Genomic DNA, 25,626 nt, shown 5'->3' with positions numbered 1-25,626 from the left:
GGCCGATGCTGCGCTGACGGGCCGGAGGCGACCAGTCCAGCCGAACTGATCCGCCGCCCAAACAAGGAATACTTTCCTTGGATCCTGTGGCCATCAGGACTATCCTGCCGGCCACCCCCGTTCCCGACCGCAGGAAGCCCATGCCCCGCACCGCCGCCCAGGCCGAAGCCTCCCGCAGGAACGGTGCTCGCTCCCGCGGCCCCGTCACCCGGGAAGGCAAGGCCTGTTCCGCCCAAAACGCCCACGGCTTCGGCTTCCGCTCGGCCAGCCGGCTCCTCATCGACCTCGATGACCAGGAGCGCTTCGCCGAGCTGGAAGCTGCCGTGCGCGAGCGCTTCCAGCCCGCCTGCCCGATGGAGGCCGCGATCTGCGCCCGCATGGTCGCGGCCCTGTGGCGGGCCGAGCGCGCCGACCGGCTGGAGGCCGAGCACTGGTGCCTGCTGCCGCGCGGCGTGAAGGCCGGCGACAAGCTGCGCATGGGCCAGATCCTCCATGACGAGGAGCACCATCGCCGCCAGAGCCTGCAGACCATCCTGCGCTACCAGGCCGAGGCGATGAACGGCTTCAACCGCGCCCTGCGCGCCCTCAACCAGCTCCGCGCCGCCCGAAGCGACGCGGACATGCCGCCGGCAGCGCCCGCGGAGCCTGCGCAAACCGGCCCCGCCAACCAGAACCGCCCGGCCGAACCCGCCCTCGCCGTTTGCACGAACGAACCCGACCCGGCCCGCGAAGCCCCCGCCCCCCAGGCCCCGGCCGTCGATCTCGCCGCCGCCCTGCCGCCCGGCATGAGCCCGCGCCACCCCGACTGGGCGCGCTTCAAGGCGTGGAACGACCGCTGCGTGCGCCGGATCGAGGCCTTCGCCAATGGCGAGCTATACGGCGGGCCAGCGCCGGACGAGGCGGGCGAGCCCGGCGCACCCGGACCCGCCGGCTGAGCCCTTCCCGGCGACCTCCCATGCGGCACGGAGCAAACCGCGCTACACTGCCGGGTGCGGCCGGCAGCGGCCGCGCCGCCGGGCGCCGCACTTGCACCCGGTCGGCCAACCGATCAGGGAGGAGGCGCGCCATGCACCCTGCAGCCAGGCGCTCCGTCGCCGTCGTTCTGGGATTGGGGATCATCTTGCCGCTTTCCGCCAACGCCAAGGGCATCGACCGCCAGCCGTTCGGCCAGCTCGCCGACAGCACCGCGGTGGAGCACATCACGCTCACCAACGAAGGGGGAATGCAGGTCGCGTTCCTCACCTATGGCGGCACGGTCACCGCGATCCGCACGAAGGACCGCGACGGCCAGCTCGCCAACGTGGCGCTGGGCTTCGCCGATCTCGACGACTACGTGGAAAAGAACCCCTATTTCGGCAGCATCGTCGGCCGCTATGCCAACCGCATCGCCGGGGCACAGTTCGAGCTCGACCGCCAGACTTACCAGCTTGCCGCCAATAACGGCCCGAACTCGCTGCATGGCGGCGAGACCGGCTTCGACAAGCGGGTCTGGACGGCCGAGGAGGTCACAGGATCCGACGGGCTCGCCGTGGCGCTGACCTATCACAGCCCGGACGGCGAGGAAGCCTATCCCGGCAATTTGGACGTGCGGGTGACCTACACGCTCACCGACGCGGACGAGTTCCGGATCGACTACGAGGCCAAGACCGACCGGCCAACCGTCCTCAACCTCACCAACCACACCTATTTCAACCTGGCCGGCGACGGTGCCGGCACCATCGAGGACCACGAGCTCACCCTCAACGCCGACGCCTTCACGCCGGTGGACGACACGCTGATCCCGACCGGCGCCCTAGACAAGGTGGAGGGCACGCCGTTCGACTTCCGCGAGCCGACCGCGATCGGCGCCCGCCTGCGCATGGACCATGAGCAGCTCGTCCGCGGGCGCGGCTACGACCACAACTTCGTCTTGAACAAGGCCGAGCCGAATGCCCTCACCCTGGCCGCCCGGGTGCGCGAGCCGGTCTCCGGCCGGGTACTGGAGGTCCACACCACCGAGCCCGGCGTGCAGCTCTATACCGGCAACTTCCTGGACGGCACGCTGGTGGGGGCGGCCGGCCGGATGTACCGCCAGGGCGACGGGTTCTGCCTCGAAACCCAGCACTTCCCGGATTCGCCCAACCAGCCGGACTTCCCCAGCACCCGCCTGGCCCCGGGGGAGACCTTCCGCTCGACCACGATCTTCCGCTTCTCCACCGACCGGAACTGACGTTTTCCGGTCCGGGCCGGGCCGCCGCGTGTCGGCGGCCCGGCCTTCCGCACTCGGGTACTTCAAGCCCAGCTTAGAAGAAAATTAACATTGCTGGGCGCAGCGGGCGTCGATACCAGTATAGCAACAGTTTCTTCATCACTTCTTCCGAAGCAAGATGACCAGCATATAGTAAACGTTAAATTCTTCGCCGCCCAATCCGGCTGACGACCTGCCGGACCCCGGCAAACCCGCTTCGACATCGCTCTGGGCAAGGAGGAGCAGCGCCGCCCTGCGACGCCGCAACCCTGGCGCCTTGCCCGCGACATCCGCTGAGGAGTACCCAATGAGCGCCAACTATCTGGACGACGATCTCGGCCTGGACGGCAAGTCCCAGGGGAGTGGCAGCCAGGGCAACACCCCGCCCGTGGCCCGCCCCGACTTCGTCGAGACCAACCAGAACACGATCGCCCGCGGCAACGTCATCCAGGGCATCGGCAGCAATGCCGATAGCGACGCCGAAAACCAGAAGCTCACCGTGACCGGCGTAGGTGCCAAGAGCGGCAATGTCGGCATCGAGGTCGCGGGCTCGGCAGGCGGGCTGTTCACCATCCAGGCCAACGGCACGCTGCGCTTCGACCCCAACGGCGCCTTCGACTGGCTGGCGAAGAACGAGACCGCGACCAGCCAGGTGACCTACACGATCAAGGACAGCAAGGGCGCCACCTCGACCACCACCGTCACCGCCACCGTGGTCGGGCGCAACGACGCCCCGGTCGCGGCGGACGACCGCAACCTCGCCGCCACGGTCGACGACCGCCAGGCCATCGAGCCGGCCCGGCTGCTGGCCAACGATCGGGACCCGGACCGCAACGACCCGATCAGCCTGGTCTCGGTCAATGCCGTCTCGCAGATGGGTGCCACGGTCGCGACCGACCCGGTTACCGGCCAGATCCACTATCTCGCCAACGGCAGCGCCTTCGACAGGCTGGCGCCCGGCGAGACCGTCACCGATCGCTTCACCTACACGATCCGCGACGGCAGCAACGCCCGCAGCACCGCCACGGTGTACGTCAAGGTGACCGGAGCCGGCGAGCCCGGAGACCGGCTCGGCACGTCGCGCGGCGAGAACCTGTTCGGCACCGGCCAGACCGACGTGATCTACGGCCTGGGCGGCGACGACCAGATCTTCGGCCATGCCGGCAACGACCAACTCCATGGCGGCAGCGGCAACGACACGCTGCGCGGCGAGGACGGCAACGACATCCTCCAGGGCGGCGAGGGCGACGACCAGCTCTGGGGTGCCGGCGGCAGCGACACGCTGGCGGGCGACGTCGGCGACGACCGGCTCTATGGCGAGGACGGCGACGACGCCCTCTATGGCGGCAACGGCAACGACGTGCTGATTGGAGCCGGCGGCAACGACATGCTGGTGGGTGGCGACGGCCACGACACGCTGTACGGCGAGGACGGCCACGACACGCTCCTGGGCGACCTCGGCAACGACACGCTGGTGGGTGGTGGCGGCAACGACACGCTGCTGGGCGGGGCCGGCGCCGATACGCTGCGCGGCGAGGACGGCAACGACACGCTGGAGGGCGAGGCCGGCGCCGACCTGCTCTATGGCGGCGGCGGAAACGACACCCTGAAGGGTGGTGCCGCGGCCGACACGCTCCATGGCGAGGACGGCAACGACTGGCTCTATGGCGATGGCGGCCACGACCTCCTCTATGGTGCCGCCGGCAACGACACACTGATCGGCGGGCTCGGCCGCGATGTCATGTCCGGCGGCCACGGCCACGACGTGTTCGTGTTCGGCCTGCGCGAAAGCGGGCTCGGCGCCAGCGCCGACGTGATCCAGGGCTTCGACGGGGTCGGCGACGCCCAGGGCGACCAGATCGACCTGAGCGGCCTGTTCGGCGGCGGGCTGACCTTCATGGGCACGGCCGCCTTCAATGGCCTCCACCAGGTCCGGGTGGTCGACCAGGGTGCCGACACGCTGATCCAGGTCAACCTCAGCGGCAACACGGCCGCCGACTACGAGATCCTGGTCCAGGACGGCAGTGCTGTCGCCGCCGCCTGGCGCGCCCAGGACTTCCTGTTCTGAAGGGGGCCGGGACGCTCCCAGTCACAAAGCAAAGACATGGCCGGCTTCCAGTCGGCCATGTCGTTTTCATCGACCGGTCGTCACAAGCGGCATGTAGAGCCGGGCCATGCTCTGCACTAGGCTGGATAGTGCGGTGTCATCCGGAGGGCTGCTGTGGCACGCCAGAAGTCGTCGCGCAAAGACAAGACGCCGGCCGGGCCTGATCGGGAGGCGCTGCGCCGCCATATCCGCGCCAGGGGTGCGGAGTACCTGGACGATCCCAACATCACTTCGGTCGGCATCGGCCGCAAGAACGGCGACGGGCCGCTCTGCATCCAGTTCACCGTTGGCATCAAGGGCGATTCCGCCATCGAGGCCCTGGGCAGCCGGCGCATCCCCGACGTCATCGAGGTGGAGGGAGAGCCGGTCCCGACCGACGTCATCCAGCGCAGCTACCGTCCATCCTGGGAGATCGTCGAGGCGGAGGCGGCCGACCTGCGCCGCAGCCGGGCCGACCCGCTGCGCCCCGGGATCAGCGTGGCGCATCCGGCCGAGACCGCTGGGACGCTGGGCCTGATCGTGTTCGACCGGGCCACCGGTGCTCCCTGCATCCTGTCCAACTGGCATGTCCTGCACGGCAATCGCGGCCGGATCGGCGATAGGGTCGTCCAGCCCGGCCCGTTCGACGATAACGACACGGCCCTCAACGGCGCGGGCACGCTCCTGCGCAGCCATCTGGGCGCCGCCGGCGACTGCGCGCTCGCCCGCATCCGGCAGCGCGACGTCGACCGGTCCGTCTACGGGCTGGACGTGACGCCCCGGTGGATGGCGCGGGTCGAGCTGGGCGACCGGCTCGTGAAGTCCGGCCGCACCACCGCCATCACCCACGGCATCGTGCGGCGCGTCGACGTGATGGCGAAGCTCGACTATGGCCTGCCTGCCGGCAGGCAGGCGATCGGCTGCTTCGAGATCGGCCCTGATCCGGAGCGCCCTTCCCCGGACGGGGAGATCAGCAAGGGCGGGGATTCCGGTGCCGCCTGGCTGGTCATGGCGGACGATGCGCCCACCGACATCTTCGCCGGCCTGCACTTTGCCGGGGAGGGCCTGGGCCAGAGCGACGAGCACGCCCTGGCCTGCTACCCGGCCTCCGTCCAGAAGAAGCTCGACTTCGTCCTGGAGCCGCCCGGCGCGGCGCTGGCGGCCGATGCCGGCATGGACACGGTGGTGCCGCGCGCCGGCTACGACCCGGGCTTCCTGGGCGTGCCGGTGCCGGAGCCCGGCCTGTCGACTGCGCAGAAGCGCGACGCGGTGAATTTCGGCCGTGCCCAGACCATCCCCTACACCCATTTCTCGGTCTGCCTGAGCGCCAGGCGGCGCATGGCGCGCTACGTGGCCTGGAACGTGGACGGTGCTCGCATGGTGGTCCTGCCGCGCCGGCCCTTCACCCTGGATCCCCGGATCGACGCGAAGCACCAGCTCGGCGACGAGCTCTATGCCGGCAACCGGCTGGACCGCGGCCATATCGCGCGCCGCGCCGACCTGTGCTGGGGCCCGGTGGCCGAAGCCAGGCAGGCCAACCAGGACTCTTTCTACTTCACCAACATCGCGCCCCAGCATGAACGGTTCAACCAGTCCGCCCGCAGCGGCCTGTGGGGCGAGCTCGAGAACCTGGTCCTGGAGCAGGCGGACGTCCAAGACATCCGGCTGGCCGTCCAGGCTGGGCCGGTCTTCGGCGAGGACGACACGCCCTACCGGGGCGCCCTCATCCCGCGTGCCTTCTGGAAGCTGATCGCCTATCGCGGCGGCGACGGCCGGTTGCGCGCCGCCGCCTTCGTCCTGTCGCAGTCCGACCTGCTGCACGATCTGGAGGAGCTGGACCTCGATCCCTTCCGCATCCACCAGCTGAGCCTGACGGAACTAGCCCGCCGCACGGCGCTCGACTTCGAGCCCCTCTACCCGGCCGACGTGCTGGCCCATCCCGAGCTGGTCACCAGGCCGGCAGCGCCCGAGGCGCTGGCCGACCCGGCGGCGACGTTCATCGAGATAAGTTCCCCGGCCAAGCTGCGCTTCTGAGCGCGCTCCCGACTGGTGGTCAGTGGGTCAGCTCCCGGTATACTCCAGGATCGACAGGCCGCCATTATAGTCGTTGGCGTAGATGATGCCGTTCCGGTCCACGAAGATGTCGCAGGACTGGATCACCAAGGGCCGGTTCGGCCGGTGGTCGACCAGCCGTGCGGGCTTCGGCGGGACGTAGGCCGCGATCTCGACCGGCCGGTACTGGTCCTTGATGTCGAAGACCCGGATCCCGGCATTCTGGTAGGTGGTGAAGATCCGCTCCGAGCTGACATAGCTGCCGGGCCGGTTCTCATGGAGGTTGTGCGGCCCGAAATGGCCGCCCTTCGCCTTGTAGTCGGCCTCGTCCGGCGACTTGAAGGTCGAGATGCTGATCGGGTTGGACGGCTCGCGATTGTCGAACACCCAGATCAGCTTCTCGCCGTCCTCCTGGTGGTCCAGCACCGCCTCGTCCAGCACCACCAGCAGCTCGCGGTCGGGCAGCGGCAGGCAGTTATGCGTCCCGCCCCCGAACGGCGGCGACCAGTTGCGGTGGACGATCAGCTTCGGGTCGTGCCGGTCCTTCACGTCCAGCACCACCATGCCGGCATCCCGCCAGGCGCAGTAGGCCGTGTCGCCCGCCACGATCGGGTGGTGCAGGCCAAAGCGCCGGGTCGGCGCCCAGTCCGGCGTCTCCCCCGCCGCCTGGTTCATGCCCGGGATCCACCAGCGCCCGGCCGGCTCCGGCTTCGTGGGATCGCTCAGGTCGATCGCCATGAAGATGTAGTCGGTGAACCCATCGAGCAGGACGGAGCAGTAGGCCCAGCGCCCGCCCGTGTACCAGATCCGGTGCACGCCGCCGCCTTCGACCGGCATGAAGCCGATCTGCCGGGGCTCACCCGGTTTCGAGATGTCGTAGACCGCCATGCCGGCCGTCCAGTCGCGCACCGAGGCCGCCTTCTGCTCCGCCGTGCCGACCTTCTTGCCGAGCGAGCCCTTGTAATAGGCCTTCTCGTCCTGGAACTCGGCCGCGGCGAACATGTCCTTGGCGTTGATCACCAGCAGCAGGTCGCCGTGCGCCTGCAGGTGGATGTTCCAGGTGTTGGGCGGTGCCGGGAAATAGCCCACGGCCTTGGGCTGGTAGGGGTCGCGCACGTCGACCACGCTGAACCCCTTGGAGAACATGTGGCCGATATAGGCGAAGCCGTCCTGGACCATGAGTTGCACGCCGTCCGGCCGCCCTCCCTGGTCGCTGTGGCCGAGCAGGCGCATGTTGCGGGCGTGGTCCGGGGCTGGAAGGTCGTGGCTGGCCACGGGTGGTTCTCCGGGAAGCGGGAGGAACGCCGTGGGAGCGCGGCACGCTCCCACGGCAAGGAGCGGTTCAGCCGGCGGCAGCGCCCCAGATTTTCAGGTAGGCGTCGGTGTAGCCGTTCTCGGGGTCGTAGATCCCCTTGGGTCCGCCATCCTTGTCGATGTTGGTCGGCAGGAACAGGTGAGCCGGCGCCACGTAGCCGGAGTCCTTTTCGCCGGCGAACGCACGGTTGGCCTCGTCGACGAGCTGCCAGCCCTGCAGGCGCAAAGGCTCGGCCACCGTCCCGACCTGGTACTCCTCGGCACCGATCCGCTGGAATGCCGCCTCACTGCCGTCACCGGCCGAGATATTGCGCGGGTGACCGTCGCCGGCGATGCCGGCCGCGGCGAGCGACGGTGCCATGAAGTCGAAGGTCAGGTCGTTGATCGAGAGCCCATAGGTCCACTGGTCGCCATAGCGCTGCAGCAGAGCCGTGGTTAGCGGCGGCATGCGCGTGCTGGCGTCCGCCAGCGGCGTGTCGACCACCTCCAGCAGGTTGCAGCCGGGGCAGGCCTTGATGATCTCGGCCATCGCGTCCGACTTGGCGATCGCGATCTCGTAGACGCTGTCGGTGAAGATCACGACCCCGGCCTTGCCGTCGGATTCGGCGACCGCATAGGAGCCGGCCGCCCTGGCCACCTCGAGCGGATCGGTCGTGATGTTGGTGAAGATCGGCAGGCTGTCATGCGGCCCGGCCTTGGCATAGGCGTGCCAGCCCAGCACCTTGATGCCCTGCTTGTCGGCCTCCTCGATCGCACTGGCCTGCTCGGTGGCATCCACGCCGCCCAGGATGATGGCATCGGGCTTGGACGCGATCGCCTGGGCCAGGGCCGAGGAGCGGGCCGAGACGGAGCCCTGTCCGTCCAGGATGCGCACCGTCCAGCCGAGCTTGCCGGCGGCCTCCTCCACCCCTTCGCCCACGCCGCGCGCACCGCCGTTGCGCTGGTCGGTCGAGACATAGACGAGGGTCTTGTTCTCGGCCGCCTTGGGCCCGCTGGTCGGCCCGTCCCATGGCGGGTTGGGCTTGCTGACCTGCTCGACATAGGCCTTGGCCTCCGCGACCGGGTCGGCCGCCGCCGGCCCGGCGGCCAGCGCCAGCACCGCACAACCCAGGAGGGCCAGTGTGCTGGTCGACATCCTCGTCATGCCATTCATGTTCTAGCTCCCTGATGCGCGCGAGGGCTTGAGCCGCACCTTGCCGCGCTTGCGTTGGGCGTAACCGGCCAGTCCGATCGCGAGCAGCAGGGTCACGCCGTTGAACAATGGCTCGATATAGAATTCGCCGCCGAGTTGCTGGATGCCGGAAATGCCCACCGCCAGAATCGCCACCCCGGCGATCGTGCCCCAGACATTGACCCGGCCCGGCCGGATCGTGGTCGAGCCCAGGAATGCACCCACCAGGGCCGGCAGTAGAAATTCCAGCCCGACGCTGGCCTGGCCGATCCTTAAGCGTGCCGCCAGCACGATCCCGGCGAGCGCCCCGATCAGGCCCGACGCGATGAACGCCCCCACCACGTAGCGTCGGGTCGGGATGCCGTTCAGCGCGGCGGCGCGCGGGTTGGCGCCGATCGCATAGAGATAGCGCCCGATCGGCAGGTACTCGGTGACGATCCAGAGAAGCAGCGCCAGCGCCAGCACGTAGTAGGCGGCGATCGGGATGCCGAAGGGCATCAGCGTGTAGATCGAGGTGAAGCCCTTGGGCAGCATGCCGATCACCTGGCGGCCTTCGGTGTACCAGAGCGCCAGGGCATAGAGCACCGTGCCGGTGCCCAGCGTGGCGATGAAGCTGTCGATCTGGGCGAGCTCGACCAGCAGCCCGTTGAGCAGGCCCAGCAGGCAGCCCATCGCCAGCACGATCAGCACGACCACGGGCCAGCTCAGGCCGAACTGGGTCTGGAGTGCGATCGCCATGATGTGCCAGAGCACGATGCCGTAGCCGACCGTGAGGTCGATCCTGCCCGCCATCATCGGGATCATCGCCGCCAGCGACAGCATCGCGATGATCGCCTTGTCGCCCAGGATCGAGCGCAGGTTCAGCATGGTCGGGAAGGTCGCCGGCAGCAGCAGCGAGAAGAACAGGATCAGGAGCAGAGTGAGGATCGGCAGCCCGTAGACCGGCAGGAGCTTGGCCGCCCGCTCGCCCGGCCCCATGGCCGCCAGCTCGGCCCGGGTCGGCTCGAGTGCCGTGGACTTGATCGACTGCATCAGCGCTGCCCTGGACGGAAGGGATCGGCAAACGGTGGTGGCGCCAGCGAGGCGGCCGCCAGCAGGAGGCCCGGCTCCAGGGACGTTCCGTCCAGCTCCGCCACGATCCGGCCGTCGCGGAACACCAGGGCCCGATGGCAGATCGCCGCCACCTCCTCGAAGTCGGTGGAGATCAGGATCACCGCCAGACCCTGGCCGACCGCCTCGGCGAGCAGCCGATAGATCTCGGCCTTGGCCCCCACGTCGACCCCGGCGGTCGGATCCTCCAGCACGAGCACCCTACCGCCGATCCGCAGCCAGCGGGCCATCACGACCTTCTGCTGGTTGCCTCCGGACAGGGTCTCGATCGGTGCCGCCGGGTCGTTCGGTGCCAGATGCACGCGCTGGCCCAGCATGGCCGCCTCGGCCGCCTCCGCGGCCGGCTGGCGCCAGGCGAAACTGTGCCGATCGGTGGCGGCCGGATTGAGGAACATGTTCTCGCGCACGCTCAGGCCGTGGCCCACCGATTCGGCGATCCGGTCGCCGGCAACGAAGCCCACCCCCGCATGGATCGCCTCGGTCGGACTGTCCAGGTTCGGCCGGGCACCGGCCAGCCAGACGTGACCCGCGAGCTTCGGCACCGCACCCACCAGGGCCCGGCCGATCGATTCCTGGCCGGCCCCGCGCAGCCCGGCCAAACCCACGATCTCGCCCGAGTGCACGGTAAGGTCGACCGGCCCGGCGTCGGCGGTCTTGAGCTCCTCCAGCCGCAGCACGTCGTCCGGCCGGGGCCGGGGCGGGCGGACGAACAGGCTGTCCGGCGGGCGGCCGATGATCGTGCGCACGACCTGATCCGGCTCCGCCTCCACGGTGGGCCGGCTGTCCACGGTGCGGCCGTCGCGCAGCACCACCATCCGGTCGGCGATCGCGAAGATCTCGTCCAGCCGGTGCGACACGTAGATCATCGCCACGCCCCGGCCCTTCAGCTCGCGCAGGACCTGGAACAGGTGGTCGACCTCGTCCTGGGGCAGGCTCGCGGTCGGCTCGTCCAGCACCAGGACCCGCGCCTCCCGGCCGACCGCCCGGGCGATCGCGACCAGCGACTTCTCGGTGCGGGTGAGGTCCTGGACCCGGCTCTCCGGGTCGATGTCCGGTGCGATCGCGGCCAGGAGCGAGCGAGCGCGCCCAGCCATCCCTCGCCAGTCGATCAGCCCGCCCCGGCGACGGTACCCCTCGGCCAGCGCCACGTTCTCGGCCACCGTCATCCATTCGATCAGGCCGAGATCCTGATGGATGAACGAGATGGCGTGCCGCTCGGCGGCCGGATCGAAGCGGCGCCCGGCCAGGAACATCTCACCGGAATCGGGTAGGTGCACGCCTGCCAGCATCTTGATGACCGTCGACTTGCCGGCCCCGTTCTGCCCGAGCAGCGCCAGGATCTCACCGGGATACAGGTCGAGGTCGAAGCCATGCACCGCGACTGTTCCGCCGAACTGCTTGCGCAGGCCGCGCAGCGACAGGACCGGCGTCATCCCAGCGCCCTCCGGCGCCGGCATGGCCTGGGCGACATCTTGCACGGGTGCGGGACCTCCCTGAGGCGGATCACGGCTTGTTGCCGATTGGCCGCTTATGTCCTACTGCACGGCAGGACGGTGGCAGGTTCGCGACAGGGGAGCAACTTCTTTTTGCAAGCGGTCACCACCCTCGCTCGCCTGGACCGTGCCGCCAGCGAGTTCGTGCCGGCTGCCAGTCCGGTGCGGCTGACCCTCGCCCCCCAGCCGGGGCTGGAGCTGGCGCTGGCGCTGCGGCCGGGTGCGCATGAGGAGGCGAGCCTGGGCGATCCCATGCACAAGCTGGTGCTGGTCCAGGCCGGCATGCTCGATCTCGAGGGTGCCTCCGGCGGCTGGCTGGTGCTGCCCCGGCACATGGTGTTCATCCCGGCGGACCGACCGTTCTCCCTGCGCACCCGCCCGGACACGCTGCTGGCGGTCGTGCATCTCGACCCGCAGCGCACGCCCTGGTGCCACCATGGCTGCTGGGTCACCCGAGTACCGCCGCTGGCCCTGCATCTGGTGGAGCGGGCGCTGGCCTGGGACGAGCAGACGGTGCAGGGCGACGCGCTGGCCGGCAGCCTCTTGCGCACCCTCGCCCTGCTCTGCCCCGAGTGGTTCGGCAATCCGCGGATGCTGTGGATGCCAGCCGCCCGCAGCCAAGCGATGCGCACCGTGGTCCGCTACGTCGCCGACAATCTCGCTTCCGCCTCGGCCGCATTGGCGGCCCAGGCGGCCGGCCTGTCGCAGCGCACCTTGCAGCGCCGCTGCCAGGAGGAACTGCAGATGAGCTGGCGCGGCCTGTTGCGCGAGGTCCGGATGATGCGCGCACTGGAACTGCTGTGCCAGGGCAGCCCCGTCGGCAACGTCGCGGCCCAAGTCGGCTTCGAGAGCCTGTCGGCCTTCACCGTGGCCTTCCGAGAGCGCTTCGGCATGCCGCCCAGCGCCTATCCGCAGGCCGGTCGCGCCGATCTCCACGACGGGAGCGTCCGGCTGGGCAAAGAGCGCGTACCGGCCTGAGCCGCCAGGCCGCGCGGGACGGTCGACCATGCCGCCGCCTGCACCGGTGCCGGACGTTCGGCCCGTCGTTCCGGCTCGGCCCGGCCGGGAGCAGGCCCGGTGCCACGCATGCCACGGCCAATGTCGGAACTCTTCCCTGCGACATGAAGCCGGATGTTCGATCCTAGGAGGAAAGTCCAATTGGGACGTACAAGTTGGTTTCAGCAAGAGTGCGGCAATGTCTGAAGTCTGCTCCAAGCGTCGCCGCCTGCGCACGCGTGTGAACATGCAACGCGTCGAGGTCGGCGTCTGGGAAGAGGACCAGGAAGTCCTGCAACGGCTGGCGCATGCGCTGAACCTGAACAACCAGGTGGCCGCGAGCCTGCGGGAGATGCTGACCGCCATCTTGGCCGACGATCAGGATTCCATGCCGCGCAGCATGCTGCTGGCCAAGTCGCCGTCCCATCGCCGGGACCATTGAGGCTCCCAGGCCGCCCTGTACATCCGCGACCTGCTTTATAGAGACCTCCTGGGAACAAGCCCCGGAAATTCCACTGCCGATTCTGAATTCTGTCCGGTTGCCTCGCACTACCGGCGTCGCGCGCCCGTGAACTTCTCTCGTGACTTTTAGTCCATAGAGCTATCAAATTCGGCCATGTGCGCTATTTAGTTGAGGGGATCAGTCGCGGGAGGGCCGTGGATGGCCAGGGTGTCGCAGGCGCTTCAATTCAAGACGACTAGGCAGTCGTCCAGCCATGCCAAGGCCGAAGCGGATCCCGACGTAGCACTGATCGAGGCGGTCGCGGCGGCGCTGCAGAAGAACGACGAGCGGTCGGACTGCCTGCGCGAGATCATCCGGCACCTGATACCACCGCTCCACGACAAGCTTCGCCGGGAACGGGGCGGCGGGTCGGGCAGCCGGCACTAGCCTCCCCTCAGAGCGGGCTGGAACCATCTGGTCGAGCAGAAAACCGCTCCGGATCCCATGGCACGGGCAAGTTCCAGTGACCCGGAGCGGCTCGATCCGGACGGAACCTGCTCCAGGTGCTGCACGCCGTGGGGGCCCGACCGCGACCCCCGGCGAAGCCGCAAGCTTCCGTGTGTCTTGCAGGATGCTGCCGGTCGAGAAGATGGCGATCCCGGCCTGGGAAGGAGCAGGCCGGGATCGCCGAGAGTCGCGCGCAGGTTGCGCGACGAAAGAGCGGCAGGAGAAACGGCCGTCCTCGTCCCGTAACATCATACTAGGGGAAACACTTTGATGGTTGGCATGTGGTGTTCTGTCACGCGCAAGAGTGATACGTGACATTCGCCCGGCCTACCGAGGTCATTTCACGTGATTTCCAGAGCAATTGAATTGCACTGACTGCGAGATCATGCCGGCAGCCAGACCTGAGGCCGTAGGCGGCCGCGCTCATTCCGGCAGCCTGCTGCCGGACGGGCCGCAATTGCCGGTCATGATGCAGTCCATCTCCTGGCCCGGCGCGTAGCCCGGCAGCGGCCGGTCCCCCGCCTCGCCCGGCACCACGCTGCCCTGTGGGTTCCAGCGCAGGATCTTGCCGGCATCCTCCTCGCCGAACGCCAGGGCGAGTACGCCATAGGAGAAGGCGTTGCGTTCGGCCGGTCCGAGCGCTGCCCAGCCTGCCTGGGCCCGCTCCCAAATCACGGTCATGTCGGCCAGATCGATCTGCGCGGCCTCGGGCAGGCCGGGAAAGCTGCGCGCCAGATGCTCGCGCACCACAGCACGGTCGGCGGCGAGCCGCGTGGGATCCTGGCCGGCATGCTCCAGGCTGAACACCAGCGCGTCGACATAGGCATCCGCATCGGCCCGGGTCAGGCGGAGGCCGCCGACCTCTGCCAGCACCTGCTGCGGATCGCCGGCCGCCGCCTTGCTCGGCCCGCCCGCCGGCACGGGCGGCTTGGGCGCCGGTGCGGGCGGGGTGGCGGCCAGGCCGGGCGCTGCGCAGAGCAGCGCTGCCAGCAGCAGACCCCATGCCGGGCGACGCGACCGGCCGCGCCTGTTCAGCCGGGCCGCCCTCATGCCGCCTGCGCGTCGTGCCAGAGCCGGCCGTCCAGCACCACCGAATCGAGGCGGAACTTGCGCGCACTGGTCCGCTGCTTGCCCTCGACATCGACGAAGCGGAAGCGGCCCTCGTCGATCCGCAGCACGGTGGCGTCACCGGTCGATCCCACCGAGAGATCGGCCAGGTCCGGGCGCTTCAGGATGTCGGCCGGGGTCTTGGTGACGGCACGGACGATCTCCGGCACCGCCATGCCGAGATGGAGGAACTTGGACATCGTCTCGAGATTGTCCCAGGCCGGGCCGTCGATGCACAGGGCGTGGACATCCGAGCTGATCACGTCGGGCGGGAAGCCGCCGGCCAGCATGGCCTCGGCGACCTCGAAGGAGAAGCTGCCCATGCCGTGGCCGATGTCGAATACCACGCCGCGCTCGCGCGCCTGGAAGCAGGCCTCGCGGATCCGCCCGTCGCTGTAAACCGGAGCGTTCGGTCGTGGCCGGAAGCAATGGGTCAGCGTGTCGCCCGGCCGGAGCACCGCCAGCACGTCCTCGTAGCGCGGCGGCGGCGCGTCGATGTGGCACATCACCGGCAGCTCCGCCTGCTCGGCCGCCTCGATCGCTAGCTCCAGGGGCGTGATGCCGTTATAGCCGCTGGCGTGGCGCCCGATCCGCACCTTGATGCCGCGCACCAGGTCCGGGTTGGCCCGCGCGATGTCGGCGCAGACATTGGCGTCGAGCAGGCGCAGGTCGCAGCTCTCGCCCACCGAGACCCGGTCCGAGAAGCCGTAGATGCCAGCGAAGCTCACATGGAGATAGGCCAGGATCTTGGTCTCGCTCCGGCCGATCACATGCTCGCGGAAGCCCTCGAAATTGCCCGGGCCGGCACTGCCGACGTCGAGCCAGGTGGTGGTGCCGGCCCGGCGCGCGAGTTGGTCCGGGCGGATGCCGAGCGAGGTGCCGCCCCAGTAGACATGGGTATGGAAGTCGATCATCCCGGGCATGACGATCGCACCGCTCACGTCCCGCACCGCGGCGGCACTGCCGTTCAGCCCGTCACCGACCGCTGCGACCTTGCCGTCCGCGAACGCGATGTCGGTAACCTGGTCGATGCCCTGACCGGGGTCGACCAGACGGCCGCCGGTGAGGACCAGATCGTAGCTCATTGCCGCTCCCAACTGCAGGCGCGTGTGCGCCATCCGCTTCCCGGGGCTAGGGGAAAGCGCCGTCCGCCGGCCGGGTCAACGGGTTGTTAACCGAATCCGGCTAAGATGAAGGCCATGCCAACCATGTTCGCGCCCCTTTTTTTGGCGCGAGGAAAGGTCGACATGCATGGACGTCGTCTTCAAGCGGGCCGCGCTGGGCCTGCCGATCGTGCTGGCCCTCGCCTTCACGCCCCTACAGGGCTCCGACGCCGGCACCAGCACCGCCAGCCTCGCGGTCGGTGTGACCGTGGTCAGCAACTGCAAGGTCGCCGCCTCCACCCTGACCTTCGCCAACTATGTCAGTGGCCAGACCACCAACAACGACACCACGACCACGATCAGCTACTCGGGATGCATGAACGAGAGCCTGAAGTTCGAGCTGAACGACGGTGCGAACCCGCAGGCCTCCAGCCGCGGCATGCGCAACAGCGCGGGCGGCTTCCTCACCTACCAGCTCTACCGCAACACCGCCTACAGCGCGCTGATCGGCTCCGGCGCCAATGCGGTGAGCTTCACCGCCCCGGCCAGCGGCAGCGGCACGGTGACGGTCTATGGCCGGATTCCGGCCAACCAGACCGCGGCCGCCGGAACCTACAGCGACACGGTGGGGATCACCCTCACCTTCTGAGTACCGGGGAGCCGGAGCAGAGCGGCAGGAAGTCGGACCGTCCGCTGGAGCCGCCCATACCCACGCTCCGCCGCCGGCTGGTGCCAATGTCTGGCGCGATTGCGCCGACCGACCGCCGCCTCCGGTAACGGAGCTGGCGGCCGGGCCCGGTGCTGTCCCGCCCCGCCTGCGGTCATCGCACGCGGGGGCGAGCCTCCGTCGCCGTATGGTTCAGATCTGGCTCTGGGCGAAGTTCTGGATGCCGATCCGGTCGATCAGTTCTAGCTCGGTCTTGTTGTGGTCCTGATGCTCCTCCTCCTCCTGGAGGATGCCGATCAGCAGGTCACGCGTGACATAGTCGCCATGCCGCTCAGCGATCGCGATGCCCTTGCGGTACTGCTCGATCCCCTCGAGCTCGAGGCGGTAATCGCACTCGATCACCTCCTTCAGGTTCTCGCCGATATAGAGCTTGCCCAGATCCTGAAGGTTGGGCAGCCCCTCGAGCAGCAGGATGCGCTGGATCAGCTTGTCGGCGTGACGCATCTCCTCGATGGACTCGTCATACTCCGCCTTCCCGCGCTTGAAGTAGCCCCAGTTCTCCAGCATCCGCGCATGCAGGAAATACTGGTTGATGGCGGTCAGCTCGCCCTTGAGGGACAGATTGAGGGCGGCCAGTACCTCGGGATGGCCCCGGACCGGGGTCGGGCTCGGCATCTGCGTCGCTTCCTAATGGTTGGCCCGCGAAGGGATGCCCCCATTCTTAGAATTGTTCAAGCCTTCGGGCCACGGGAACACGAACATCGCCTTAGGGTCGAAGGCGAGGCCGATCTCCCCGCCCACCCGGTGCGCCAGGCTGCTCGGGACGTGGATGTCGCCCAGCCGTTCCCCCTCGGCTGCCAGCTCCACCCGGCAGCGGTCGCCCAGGTCCCGGCAGGCCAGGACCGTGGCGCGCCAGGGGCTCTTGCCGGCTGCGACCGGCGCCAGGTCGCGGGTGCGCAGCACCACTTCCACGCCCTGGTGGCCGTCGCGCGAGACCGGTATCGGGCCGATCGGCGTCGCGAGCTGCCCGCCCTCGGGGCAGCCGTGAAAGCGCAGCACGGGGCCGAAGAACCCGGCGACGAACCGGGTGGCTGGGCTGCGGTAGAGCTGGCTGACGCTGCCAGACTGGGTGATCCGGCCATCCTCGATGACATGAATCCGGTCGGCCTCAGCAATCGCCTCGTCCGGATCATGGGTCACCATCAGGACCGGGATGCCCGCCTGACGCAGGATCGCCAGCACACTGCCGCGCACCTCGACCCGCAGGCCGGGGTCGAGCGCGGAGAAGGCCTCGTCGAGCAGCACCAGGCGCGGATCCGCCGCGAGCGTGCGAGCCAGCGCCGCACGCTGCTGCTCCCCGCCAGAGAGCTCGTGGGGGAACTTCTCCGCGTGGCCCGCCAGTCCTACCATGACCAGCAGCTCATCGACCCGGCGGCGGCGCGTCGCCGCGTCCTTGGTGCGCAACCCGAACGCGACGTTCTTGCGGATCGTCATGTGCGGGAACAGGGCGACGTCCTGGAACATCAGGCCGATCGAGCGGCGCTCGGGCGGGATCCAGTGCTCCTGGTCGCTCAGCATGTGGCCGTCGAGCGCGATGCCCCCGGCAGATGGGCGCTCCAGGCCCGCCACCAGCCGCAGGACGGTCGACTTGCCCGATCCGGAGGGACCGAGCAGGCAATGGACTGCACCCGGCGGCACGTCGAGCGACACTCCGTCCAGGGTGAAGTCCTGCCCCGAGCCGACACGGTAGCGATGGCCGAGGTCATGAACACACAGGCCGGCTCCGCTGCCCTTGCAGGCAGCACGACCGGCGGCCAGCGCCATCATGCCACCTCGTCGCGTTCCCGCACGGCCTGGCCCTGCGCCAGCGCCTCATGACGGGCGCGCACCTCGTCGATGATCGCCTCCATGGTGGGCAGGCATCGACCGCAGCATACGGTGGCACCCATCACGGCGTGCAGGTCCTCGCCAGCATCGACGGATCGCGCCGCGGCGGCGCGTTCGCAATCGGCCTCGCTCAAGCAGTTGCAGACGCAGACGATCATGATCGTACGACAGGGCCCCGGCGAGACGTTGATACTGGACAAGACGGGAAGCGCTACGAAGCGGGCGCGATCAGCGCCTGCACGTCGACGATGGCAACTTCGGTTCACCGCGCCCTGATGTAAAGCAAGACCCGACCGATGCTTTATTTAGAACAATTCAAGGATGATCGTTCCGGCCGGGTGGCGGCGGCCGGCCCCAGATGCTATCGCCCGCAGGACGGCCAAGCGAAGGGTGACGATGAAGCGGTTCTCGGCAGCACGGATCCTGGACGAGGCTGGGAGCGGCCAGCGGGGCTGGGAGCCGCACTGGCTGGACCGAGGAGCCCCCGCCGCCCGCTATGACGTGGTGGTGGTGGGCGGCGGCGGCCACGGCCTGTCCACGGCCTATCACCTGGCGAAGCACCATGGCACTCGCCGGGTCTGCGTCCTGGAGAAGGGCTGGATCGGCGGCGGGAACACCGGCCGCAACACGATCACGATCCGCTCCAACTATTTCTATCCGGAGAGCGTCGCCCTCTACGACCTGGCGCTGCGGCTCTACGAGCGGCTTGCCATCGAGCTGAACTACAACGTGATGGTCAGCCAGCGCGGCGTGGTGCGCCTGGCCCACTCGGAAAGCGACCTCGAGCTGTGCGCGCGCTTCGTGAACGCCATGCGCCTGAACGGGGTGGATGCCGAACTGCTCGACGCAGCACAGCTGCGCCGCGAGATCCCGGCGCTGAACCCGGACGGCCGTTACCCGCTGTTCGGCGGCTACATCCAGCGCCGTGCCGGCACCGCCCGCCACGACGCGGTGGCTTGGGCCTATGCCCGCGCTGCATCGGCGCTGGATGTCGACATCGTCCAGAACTGCACGGTCGAAGGCTTCGACATCCAGGGCGGCCGGGTCCAGGCGGTGTTGACCAGCAAGGGCCGGGTCGAGTGCGGGACCGCGGCGCTCTGCGTGGCCGGCCATTCCGGCTATCTGGCGGCCATGGCCGGCTTCCGCCTGCCGATCACCTCCATGTGCCTGCAGGCAATGGTGAGCGAGCCGGTGAAGCCGTTCCTCGACCGGGTGATCATCGACCCCGCGACCGGCACCTATGTCAGCCAGTCGGACAAGGGCGAGCTGGTGGTAGGCGGCGGGCTGGACCTCTACCCGTCCTATGCCCAGCGCGGCAACTGGCCGGTCCTGGAGACTGTGGTGGCAGGCCTGATCGAGATCATGCCGCGGGTCGGCCAGCTCAAGCTGATGCGCAAATGGGGCGGCGTCTGCGACATCGTGCACGACAGCTCGCCGATCATCGGCCCGGCCCCGGTCGACGGCATGGTGCTCAACTGCGGCTGGGGGACGGGCGGCTTCAAGGCGATCCCAGCCGGCGGCTGGCTCACGGCCCACCTGATCGCCCATGGCGAGCATCATCCGATCAGCCGGCCCTTCGACCTGGAGCGCTTCGAGACCGGCCGGCTGATCGACGAAGCCGCGGCCTCCGGCATCGCCCACTGAGCAGGCCCGGGCCCGTCGGTCTCAGGAACCGCCCGGCTGGACCGGAAAGTCCAGGAAGATCCGGCGCACCGTCGCTTCCAGGTCAGCGCTCGCGAGCGGATCCCCACCCTGCAGGGCCTGCGCCGTCGCCACGCCTTCCCAGACGATCCGCCGCTCCGCGGGATCGATCAAGTCGATCGTGAGCACGTCTTCGGTGATCGCCTGGACGTCGCTATAGGCGCCATACCAGGGCCGGTAGAAGCCGCCCGGGTACCAGAACGGATCATACGGATAGGCCGACCATACCGGGGGCAGGTTGATGACCCTCAGCCGATCCGTCTGCCTGGTCCGGAAGTCCACGAGCAGGTCGGGGTCCGCCGCCACCTCGACGAAGCCCCGCCCCTCCAGCTCGCGGCGGACCGCCGCGCGCAGGCGCTGGGTCTCTAGGCTGGTGTAGGCAGAAGAATCGGTGCCCTGGTGCTGGGGAAAGCCGAAGCTCTGATAGGCGACGAAGTCGACTGTCCGGTCCCAGTCGCTGCGCACCATGGGCTCGCCGGCACAGGCCGCCAGCCAGAATGCCGCCACCACCACCAAAGCCCGGATCGCCCGCATCATCGTTCCTCCTGCCCAAGCTACGATTTGCTCCGGGCGAGCCGTCCCGGCAAGTTCGCCCTTGTAGATCGGGCGAGAGGGCCGGAGCAGCCAGATGACTAGCGGCGAACTCACCGCGCCAGCGCCAGATCCTGGAACTGGTCGGGCAGGGCCATTCCAACAAGACGATCGCCTTCGCGCTCGGGATCAGTGAGGCCGCGGTGAAGGAGCACCTGACGACCATCATGCGGCGCCTGAGGGTTTCCAACCGCACCGAGGCGGCATTGCGCACGCTCATGCCCCGCTGCCGTCCATGAGCCATCTTGCGCTTCGCCGCCTGCTCGCCTACCTACCGGCAGCCAGGGTCCCCATCGTCTAGAGGCCTAGGACTCCACCCTTTCAAGGTGGCAACACGGGTTCGAATCCCGTTGGGGATGCCAGCTCCTTCAAGAACTTAGGCGCGGCCAAGAACGTCCGCCCTAAGCTGATCCTAAATGGATGCTCCTGGACAGCAGTGGACGATTGGGGCCCGGGTGCGACAGCCTGCCACACATCGGCAGGCCGAGTGACGGTCCGTGACCGACCGCGCGATTGTTGGTCAGCTCCAAAAGTCTCTCCCAGCCACCGTAGGGCTGCGAACTGCCATAACTGCCAAGAGCCTTTTGGTATCTGAAGCTGGTAACACTGGCAGCAGGGTCGAGGCGCTGGCCCAAGCCGACAGCCCGGGTGTCACAGGTAGTCTCGACCCCAAGGACAACAGCAACACTGAGGTCGCGGATCGCTCCGTTGCCGACGGCCGCGCCGCCTTCGGATGGCAGACTAAACCGTGGGTGGCTGCGGTACGGGTCGAGGGACTTCCAGCACGTTACTCATGACCCTGCCCACAGTGAGCCTCAGTCCATCACTAGGCGGCGGGTTTAGCCGTGGCCGCGACGCCGTAACTGCTCCCTCGACGGCCGGCAGGCTCGAAGGCTGCGAAGTCATGCTTCTCCACCGGCTGGATCCCGATCCACCGGAGCATCGGCATCTCCTTCCTCTTCAGCGAAAGTCCTGGGTCGGCAGCCGGATGTCGGAGTTCAGTCGCAGATCACGGATGTGGATGTCCTGCGGCTTACGCCCCGGCTAGCTCCTCGAGCCGAGGCTGGCCAGCAGCCCGCTCAGTTCATCCACCCGCTCGGCCATCCGGTGGACGACCTCGCTCTGCTTCTGGATACGGTCCAGCACGGCCGACATCCGCCCGCAGCCGCACCGACAGCGGTAACACTGCCGAGCTATAGGATGCGGCCGGTTCGCATTTTTTGAGCGCGACATTGGGTGGTTATGAGTGACTATGGGTGGTTATGAGTGACTATGTCCAGACGCTAAGCCGCCCGACCAACTTGGTGAAGCTGCGGTTCCGGGCCTCCCCGCTGATTGCGAGTCTTCAGTAGCTTCATGCGAATCTGATAGCTGCCCACTCCATTCATGGCACAGGACGATAAGTCCAAGCGGATTGGGCGATCTAATTGAAGGCTCGCCGAGGCGCTAACTTCCTGCACGGCGACAGGCTCGACGGCCCCGATTGGGCCGACCTGGCGCCCTGCGAGGATGCCCTTCATGGAAACCACCTGCGACGCTCGAGTCGTCGATGAACGCGCCCCATGGAGCGCAGTGCTCTCGATGGCGCTTTGCGTCGCCGTGCTCATCGCGTCCGAATTCATGCCGGTCAGCCTTCTGTCGCCGATCGCGACCGACCTCGGCATCACCGAGGGAAACGCCGGCCAAGCGATTTCAATCTCGGGCGTCTTTGCCGTCCTGACCAGCGTTCTGGTCACCGGCCTCGCCCGCCGGATCGACCGACGGCTGGTCGTGACCGGCTTCACGGTGCTCTTGATCCTGTCGGGGCTCGCCGTGACGTTTGCCCCCAACTACCTGTTCCTCATGGTCGGCCGGGCACTGCTTGGTGTCGCCATCGGCGGCTTCTGGTCGATGTCGACCTCGATCGTCATGCGCCTCGTGTCAGGCGACATGGTGCCTAGAGGACTCGCCATGCTGAACGCAGGCAACGCGATCGCAGCGACCCTCGCAGCACCACTGGGCAGCTTTCTCGGAGCCTATGTCGGCTGGCGTGGTGCCTTCTTCCTCGTCGTCCCGTTCGGCCTGCTGGCGCTCGTCTGGCAGTGGATCAGCCTTCCGCCGCTTCCGCAGCGCGGCAGGAAGGTATCTGCCAATGTGCTGTTGCTCCTCCGCCACCGCCCGGTAGCGCTGGGCATGGCGTCGATCCTGATGCTCTTCATGGGCCAGTTCGCGCTCTTCACCTATCTGCGCCCCTTCCTGGAGAGCGTTACCCACCTGGACATCGCGGCACTCTCGGCGATCCTGCTCGTCATGGGGCTGGCAGGCGTCGCGGGCACCTGGTGCATCGGCTGGCTGCTGCGCACCCGGCTGTTCAGCATCCTGATCGCCATCCCGCTCGTCATGTCGGTTCTCGCCATAGCATTGATTGGCCTCGGGGCGATGCCGGGCCCCGTCGCCCTTCTGCTCGTCGCCTGGGGCTTCTTCGGCACCGCGGCACCAGTCGGCTGGGGCACGTGGCTGAGCCGCACGCTTCCGGATGATGCGGAGGCCGGCGGCGGGCTGCAGGTGGCCATCATCCAGCTCGCGATCACGGGCGGTGCTGCGATTGGCGGCAGCCTGTTCGACGCGATCGGCTGGTGGAGCGCGTTCGCCTTCGGCGCAGCACTTCTGTGCGGATCGTCACTTCTTGCGATCGCCGCATGGCGCACAGCGAAGAGGTTGCTACCATGACCATTGGGTTGCCGGCCCTCAGACGCCGGACCTTGCTTGGTGGCGCCCTAGCAACGGGTGGTTTGCCGCGCCTCGCCTACGGCCAGCAAGGCAGGGATACAGTCAGCCAGGAGCCGACCGACATGCGGGTCAGGATGATGTTCGAGGGCCGGACCATGACTGCGACCCTTCATGACAATCCGTCGGCGCGGGATTTCTTCTCGATGCTGCCGCTCGATCTCACGATCGACGACTACGCCAGCAACGAGAAGATCGCCTATCTCCCGCGCAAGCTGACCGAGGAGGCCAGCGGGCCGTTCGGCAACGAGCGGCCCTACGACCTTTGCTACTACGCGCCCTGGGGCAACCTCGCCATGTTCTACGCGGACTACCGCTGGTCCCAAGGGTTGATCCGGCTCGGCCGTTTCGACGAGGGCTACGAGGCCCTGCACGGGCCGGGTGAGTTCCCGCTCCGCATCGAGCGCATGTGACCGCAGCGTCGGAGACCACTCATGGAAATCATCCGCGCAGGTTTGCGGCCGTCCGGCAAGGGGCCGCAGACCTGGTTCACCGGCACCGTCCGGATCGATCCGCTCTTTAATCCCTTCAACGCCGAGCGCGTGCAAGGCGCCCAGGTGACCTTCGAGCCTGGTGCCCGCACGGCCTGGCACACCCATCCGCTCGGGCAGACGCTGATCGTCGTTGCCGGCCTCGGCCGAGCGCAGCGCGAGGGCGGTCCGATCGAGGACATCCGGCCCGGCGACGTCGTCTGGTTCGCCCCGGGCGAGAAGCATTGGCACGGCGCATCGCCGCAAACCGCGATGGTCCACATCGCGATCCAGGAGACCGAGGACGGCAAGGCCGTCGACTGGATGGAGCACGTCACCGACGCCCAGTACGGCGCCTGACCCCGCCACCGGGCATCGAACGAAAGGACAGGAAATGCTGGCAACCGTTCTGTATGGCCCGCGCGACGTCCGCTGCGAGGACATCGCCGATCCGAAGATCCTTCAGCCGACCGACGCCATCATCGAGTTGGCGGCGACCTGCATCTGCGGCTCGGACCTGTGGCCCTATCGCGGCCTGCAGCCCATGGATGAGCCCATGCATATGGGCCACGAATATTGCGGCACCGTGGTCGAGGTCGGCAGCGACGTGCGAACCGTCCGCCCTGGGCAGTTCGTGGTGGGATCCTTCTGCATCTCCGACAATACCTGCCCGCACTGCCGGTTCGGCTTCCAGTCGTCCTGCGTGCAGCGCGAGTTCATGAGCGGCGCGCAGGCTCCATATGCCCGCGTCCCGCTCGCGGACGGTACGCTCGTCGCCACCGCGGAAGCGCCTTCCGCCGATTCCGTGCCCGACCTGCTGGCTGCTTCCGACGTGTTCGGCACGGGCTGGTATGCGGCCGATGCCGCCGGGGTGCGGGAAGGCTCTACCGTCGTCGTGATCGGCGACGGTGCGGTGGGCCTGATGGGCGTACTGTCGGCCAAGGAGATGGGCGCGGAGCGCATCATCGCCATGAGCCGCCATGAAAGCCGCCAGAAGCTCGCCCGAGAGTTCGGTGCGACCGACATCGTGTGCGAGCGCGGTGAGGAAGGGATCGCGCGCGTCAAAGACCTGACGGAGGGTATCGGCGCCGATGCGGTGCTGGAATGCGTCGGCACGATGGAATCCTTTGCTCAGACGCTGGATTGCGCGCGTCCCGGTGGCACGATCGGCTATGTCGGCGTTCCGCATGGCGTCACCTTCGACGGCCAACAGCTCTTCTTCGGCCAAAAGCGCATGCTCGGGGGCCCGGCACCCGTCCGCCGCTTCCTGCCAGACCTGATGGACCGGGTGCTCCAGGGCAGGATCAAGCCCAGCAAGTCTTCGACCTTGAGCTGCCGCTGACGGAAGTCGCGGAAGGCTACCGCGCCATGGACGAGCGGCGGGCAATCAAGGTGATGCTCAAGGTTTGAGCGCGATCTCGATCACTCCGCAGGAGAACCGGCGAGTTGCCCGGGAGCGCTGCCAAGTGTCACGCGCCGATGGTCGCGATGACGTGGTGAAACTGCTGCCAATCATGGCGACGGTGTTCGCCGGCTTTCTGCTCATCGGGCTGGCGCTACCTGTTCTGCCGCTGCACCTTCATGACGAGCTGGGCTTAGGACCGTTCGTGGTGGGACTGGTGACGGGCAGCCAGTTCGTCGCCTCGGTGCTCTCGCGCGTGTGGGCGGGATCCTATGCCGACACGAGCGGGAGCAAGAGCGCGGTCATGATCGGCCTGGTTGCCGCTGCGTCGGCGGGATTAGTCTATCTCGGGTCGCTCGTCTTGCCAGGCCAGCCGATGGCGGCCGCGTCCGCCTTGGCTTTCGGGCGCGCCGTGCTCGGGATGGCCGAGAGCTTCATCATTACCGGCGGTGTGGCCTGGGGCCTTGCCCTGGCCGGCGGCCGGCACTCGGGTAAGACCATCGCCTGGATCGGGACTGCGATGTTTGCGGCACT

At 68.2% G+C, this 25,626-nt stretch carries 24 protein-coding genes, 1 tRNA gene and 1 pseudogene; 16 read left to right on the top strand and 10 right to left on the bottom strand.

Translation table 11 applies throughout. The annotated features are described in order from the left end of the window. Window positions 1-140 precede the first annotated feature (140 nt). From EQG76_RS13800 to EQG76_RS13785, 4 genes are all read left to right on the top strand, one after another. Window positions 141-935 (top strand): hypothetical protein, encoded by a 795-nt coding sequence (locus EQG76_RS13800; protein ID WP_159714280.1) that lies wholly within the window; start codon window positions 141-143, stop codon window positions 933-935. 131 nt (window positions 936-1,066) lie between these two features. Further along, window positions 1,067-2,209 carry an aldose epimerase family protein gene (locus EQG76_RS13795; protein ID WP_159714277.1) on the top strand — a complete coding sequence of 381 codons (1,143 nt, stop codon included), beginning with the start codon at window positions 1,067-1,069 and terminating at the stop codon, window positions 2,207-2,209. A gap of 325 nt (window positions 2,210-2,534) precedes the next feature. Further along, window positions 2,535-4,295 (top strand): Ig-like domain-containing protein, encoded by a 1,761-nt coding sequence (locus tag EQG76_RS13790; RefSeq protein ID WP_159714274.1) that lies wholly within the window; start codon window positions 2,535-2,537, stop codon window positions 4,293-4,295. 153 nt (window positions 4,296-4,448) lie between these two features. Then, window positions 4,449-6,347 carry a DNA/RNA non-specific endonuclease gene (locus EQG76_RS13785; protein ID WP_159714271.1) on the top strand — a complete coding sequence of 633 codons (1,899 nt, stop codon included), beginning with the start codon at window positions 4,449-4,451 and terminating at the stop codon, window positions 6,345-6,347. 27 nt (window positions 6,348-6,374) lie between these two features. Here EQG76_RS13785 and EQG76_RS13780 read toward each other — a convergent pair whose 3' ends face one another. The 4 genes from EQG76_RS13780 to EQG76_RS13765 all read right to left on the bottom strand — a co-directional run bounded on the left by EQG76_RS13780 (window position 6,375) and on the right by EQG76_RS13765 (window position 11,393). After that, window positions 6,375-7,598: an LVIVD repeat-containing protein gene (locus EQG76_RS13780; protein WP_159714292.1), complete on the bottom strand. Its 1,224-nt coding sequence runs from the start codon at window positions 7,596-7,598 to the stop codon at window positions 6,375-6,377. A gap of 109 nt (window positions 7,599-7,707) precedes the next feature. Then, entirely contained in the window at window positions 7,708-8,814 is a 1,107-nt protein-coding gene (locus EQG76_RS13775) for an ABC transporter substrate-binding protein (protein ID WP_159714268.1), read from the bottom strand. Window positions 8,815-8,835: 21 nt separating this feature from the next. Continuing rightward, window positions 8,836-9,882, bottom strand: coding sequence for an ABC transporter permease (locus EQG76_RS13770; RefSeq protein ID WP_159714265.1), 1,047 nt, complete (start codon window positions 9,880-9,882; stop codon window positions 8,836-8,838). Next, on the bottom strand, window positions 9,882-11,393 hold the full coding sequence (locus EQG76_RS13765) for a sugar ABC transporter ATP-binding protein (RefSeq protein ID WP_159714262.1): 1,512 nt from the start codon (window positions 11,391-11,393) through the stop codon (window positions 9,882-9,884). Before EQG76_RS13765 ends, EQG76_RS13770 begins: the two co-directional genes overlap by 1 nt. Window positions 11,394-11,546: 153 nt before the next feature. Between EQG76_RS13765 and EQG76_RS13760 the strand changes: the two genes are divergently transcribed. From EQG76_RS13760 to EQG76_RS13750, 3 genes are all read left to right on the top strand, one after another. Beyond that, window positions 11,547-12,431, top strand: a complete 885-nt coding sequence (locus EQG76_RS13760) for a helix-turn-helix transcriptional regulator (RefSeq protein WP_159714259.1) — start codon at window positions 11,547-11,549, stop codon at window positions 12,429-12,431. A gap of 265 nt (window positions 12,432-12,696) precedes the next feature. Then, the gene (locus EQG76_RS13755) at window positions 12,697-12,891 is read left to right on the top strand and encodes a hypothetical protein (RefSeq protein WP_159714256.1); all 195 of its coding nucleotides are present in this window, start codon (window positions 12,697-12,699) and stop codon (window positions 12,889-12,891) included. Window positions 12,892-13,110: 219 nt separating this feature from the next. Continuing rightward, a complete protein-coding gene (locus EQG76_RS13750) occupies window positions 13,111-13,338 on the top strand; it encodes a hypothetical protein (protein ID WP_159714253.1) in 228 nt (75 codons plus the stop codon). Between the two features lie 483 nt (window positions 13,339-13,821). Here the strand turns inward: EQG76_RS13750 and EQG76_RS13745 are convergent, their stop codons facing one another. Next, window positions 13,822-14,448 (bottom strand): hypothetical protein, encoded by a 627-nt coding sequence (locus EQG76_RS13745; protein WP_159714250.1) that lies wholly within the window; start codon window positions 14,446-14,448, stop codon window positions 13,822-13,824. Beyond that, the gene (locus tag EQG76_RS13740; protein WP_159714247.1) at window positions 14,445-15,590 is read right to left on the bottom strand and encodes an amidohydrolase/deacetylase family metallohydrolase; all 1,146 of its coding nucleotides are present in this window, start codon (window positions 15,588-15,590) and stop codon (window positions 14,445-14,447) included. The genes EQG76_RS13745 and EQG76_RS13740 overlap by 4 nt, the downstream gene beginning before the upstream one ends. Window positions 15,591-15,756: 166 nt before the next feature. Here EQG76_RS13740 and EQG76_RS13735 point away from each other — a divergent pair, with 166 nt between their 5' ends. Beyond that, window positions 15,757-16,257 carry a Csu type fimbrial protein gene (locus tag EQG76_RS13735; protein WP_159714245.1) on the top strand — a complete coding sequence of 167 codons (501 nt, stop codon included), beginning with the start codon at window positions 15,757-15,759 and terminating at the stop codon, window positions 16,255-16,257. 210 nt (window positions 16,258-16,467) lie between these two features. On the opposite strand, the gene bfr is transcribed toward EQG76_RS13735, so the two are convergent. The 3 genes from bfr to EQG76_RS13720 are packed head-to-tail and all read right to left on the bottom strand — an operon-like array spanning window position 16,468 to window position 18,296. Then, complete coding sequence (bfr, locus tag EQG76_RS13730; protein ID WP_159714243.1) at window positions 16,468-16,950, bottom strand: bacterioferritin; 483 nt, start codon at window positions 16,948-16,950, stop codon at window positions 16,468-16,470. Between the two features lie 12 nt (window positions 16,951-16,962). Further along, window positions 16,963-18,102 carry an ABC transporter ATP-binding protein gene (locus EQG76_RS13725; RefSeq protein ID WP_159714241.1) on the bottom strand — a complete coding sequence of 380 codons (1,140 nt, stop codon included), beginning with the start codon at window positions 18,100-18,102 and terminating at the stop codon, window positions 16,963-16,965. Further along, window positions 18,099-18,296, bottom strand: coding sequence for a hypothetical protein (locus EQG76_RS13720; protein ID WP_159714239.1), 198 nt, complete (start codon window positions 18,294-18,296; stop codon window positions 18,099-18,101). The genes EQG76_RS13725 and EQG76_RS13720 overlap by 4 nt, the downstream gene beginning before the upstream one ends. 262 nt (window positions 18,297-18,558) lie before the next feature. Between EQG76_RS13720 and EQG76_RS13715 the strand changes: the two genes are divergently transcribed. Continuing rightward, window positions 18,559-19,806 (top strand): sarcosine oxidase subunit beta family protein, encoded by a 1,248-nt coding sequence (locus tag EQG76_RS13715; protein WP_159714237.1) that lies wholly within the window; start codon window positions 18,559-18,561, stop codon window positions 19,804-19,806. Window positions 19,807-19,827: 21 nt separating this feature from the next. Here EQG76_RS13715 and EQG76_RS13710 read toward each other — a convergent pair whose 3' ends face one another. Further along, window positions 19,828-20,400 (bottom strand): DUF4136 domain-containing protein, encoded by a 573-nt coding sequence (locus tag EQG76_RS13710; RefSeq protein WP_159714235.1) that lies wholly within the window; start codon window positions 20,398-20,400, stop codon window positions 19,828-19,830. Between the two features lie 164 nt (window positions 20,401-20,564). Between EQG76_RS13710 and EQG76_RS33145 the strand changes: the two genes are divergently transcribed. The 7 genes and pseudogenes from EQG76_RS33145 to EQG76_RS13675 form a co-directional block, all read left to right on the top strand. Beyond that, the gene (locus EQG76_RS33145; RefSeq protein WP_331463771.1) at window positions 20,565-20,693 is read left to right on the top strand and encodes a LuxR C-terminal-related transcriptional regulator; all 129 of its coding nucleotides are present in this window, start codon (window positions 20,565-20,567) and stop codon (window positions 20,691-20,693) included. Between the two features lie 47 nt (window positions 20,694-20,740). Then, a tRNA-Glu gene (locus EQG76_RS13700) sits at window positions 20,741-20,816 on the top strand. Window positions 20,817-21,972: 1,156 nt separating this feature from the next. After that, window positions 21,973-23,163, top strand: coding sequence for an MFS transporter (locus tag EQG76_RS13695; protein WP_159714233.1), 1,191 nt, complete (start codon window positions 21,973-21,975; stop codon window positions 23,161-23,163). Continuing rightward, on the top strand, window positions 23,160-23,633 hold the full coding sequence (locus EQG76_RS13690; RefSeq protein WP_159714286.1) for a cyclophilin-like fold protein: 474 nt from the start codon (window positions 23,160-23,162) through the stop codon (window positions 23,631-23,633). The genes EQG76_RS13695 and EQG76_RS13690 overlap by 4 nt, the downstream gene beginning before the upstream one ends. 21 nt (window positions 23,634-23,654) lie before the next feature. After that, complete coding sequence (locus EQG76_RS13685; protein WP_159714231.1) at window positions 23,655-24,050, top strand: (R)-mandelonitrile lyase; 396 nt, start codon at window positions 23,655-23,657, stop codon at window positions 24,048-24,050. A gap of 34 nt (window positions 24,051-24,084) precedes the next feature. Continuing rightward, window positions 24,085-25,100 (top strand): annotated as a pseudogene (locus tag EQG76_RS13680) (zinc-dependent alcohol dehydrogenase family protein). A 56-nt stretch (window positions 25,101-25,156) separates the two neighbouring features. Next, window positions 25,157-25,626 (top strand): MFS transporter (locus EQG76_RS13675; RefSeq protein ID WP_407925539.1); only part of this gene is annotated, 470 nt, incomplete at its 3' end.

It is taken from the genome of Geminicoccus flavidas, assembly GCF_009806515.1.
Lineage (GTDB): Bacteria > Pseudomonadota > Alphaproteobacteria > Geminicoccales > Geminicoccaceae > Geminicoccus > Geminicoccus flavidus.
This window is presented reverse-complemented; position numbering and strand designations above follow the sequence as displayed.

Excerpts from the sequence above, each read along its gene's own strand:
- EQG76_RS13800 (WP_159714280.1), top strand. The coding sequence starts at position 141 with ATGCCCCGCACCGCCGCCCAGGCCGAAGCCTCCCGCAGGAACGGTGCT.
- EQG76_RS13795 (WP_159714277.1), top strand. The coding sequence starts at position 1,067 with ATGCACCCTGCAGCCAGGCGCTCCGTCGCCGTCGTTCTGGGATTGGGG.
- EQG76_RS13790 (WP_159714274.1), top strand. The coding sequence starts at position 2,535 with ATGAGCGCCAACTATCTGGACGACGATCTCGGCCTGGACGGCAAGTCC.
- EQG76_RS13780 (WP_159714292.1), bottom strand. The coding sequence starts at position 7,598 with ATGCGCCTGCTCGGCCACAGCGACCAGGGAGGGCGGCCGGACGGCGTG.
- EQG76_RS13775 (WP_159714268.1), bottom strand. The coding sequence starts at position 8,814 with ATGTCGACCAGCACACTGGCCCTCCTGGGTTGTGCGGTGCTGGCGCTG.
- EQG76_RS13770 (WP_159714265.1), bottom strand. The coding sequence starts at position 9,882 with ATGCAGTCGATCAAGTCCACGGCACTCGAGCCGACCCGGGCCGAGCTG.
- EQG76_RS13765 (WP_159714262.1), bottom strand. The coding sequence starts at position 11,393 with ATGACGCCGGTCCTGTCGCTGCGCGGCCTGCGCAAGCAGTTCGGCGGA.
- EQG76_RS13755 (WP_159714256.1), top strand. The coding sequence starts at position 12,697 with ATGCAACGCGTCGAGGTCGGCGTCTGGGAAGAGGACCAGGAAGTCCTG.
- EQG76_RS13750 (WP_159714253.1), top strand. The coding sequence starts at position 13,111 with ATGGCCAGGGTGTCGCAGGCGCTTCAATTCAAGACGACTAGGCAGTCG.
- EQG76_RS13745 (WP_159714250.1), bottom strand. The coding sequence starts at position 14,448 with ATGAGGGCGGCCCGGCTGAACAGGCGCGGCCGGTCGCGTCGCCCGGCA.
- EQG76_RS13740 (WP_159714247.1), bottom strand. The coding sequence starts at position 15,590 with ATGAGCTACGATCTGGTCCTCACCGGCGGCCGTCTGGTCGACCCCGGT.
- EQG76_RS13735 (WP_159714245.1), top strand. The coding sequence starts at position 15,757 with ATGGACGTCGTCTTCAAGCGGGCCGCGCTGGGCCTGCCGATCGTGCTG.
- bfr (WP_159714243.1), bottom strand. The coding sequence starts at position 16,950 with ATGCCGAGCCCGACCCCGGTCCGGGGCCATCCCGAGGTACTGGCCGCC.
- EQG76_RS13725 (WP_159714241.1), bottom strand. The coding sequence starts at position 18,102 with ATGATGGCGCTGGCCGCCGGTCGTGCTGCCTGCAAGGGCAGCGGAGCC.
- EQG76_RS13715 (WP_159714237.1), top strand. The coding sequence starts at position 18,559 with ATGAAGCGGTTCTCGGCAGCACGGATCCTGGACGAGGCTGGGAGCGGC.
- EQG76_RS13710 (WP_159714235.1), bottom strand. The coding sequence starts at position 20,400 with ATGATGCGGGCGATCCGGGCTTTGGTGGTGGTGGCGGCATTCTGGCTG.
- EQG76_RS13695 (WP_159714233.1), top strand. The coding sequence starts at position 21,973 with ATGGAAACCACCTGCGACGCTCGAGTCGTCGATGAACGCGCCCCATGG.
- EQG76_RS13690 (WP_159714286.1), top strand. The coding sequence starts at position 23,160 with ATGACCATTGGGTTGCCGGCCCTCAGACGCCGGACCTTGCTTGGTGGC.
- EQG76_RS13685 (WP_159714231.1), top strand. The coding sequence starts at position 23,655 with ATGGAAATCATCCGCGCAGGTTTGCGGCCGTCCGGCAAGGGGCCGCAG.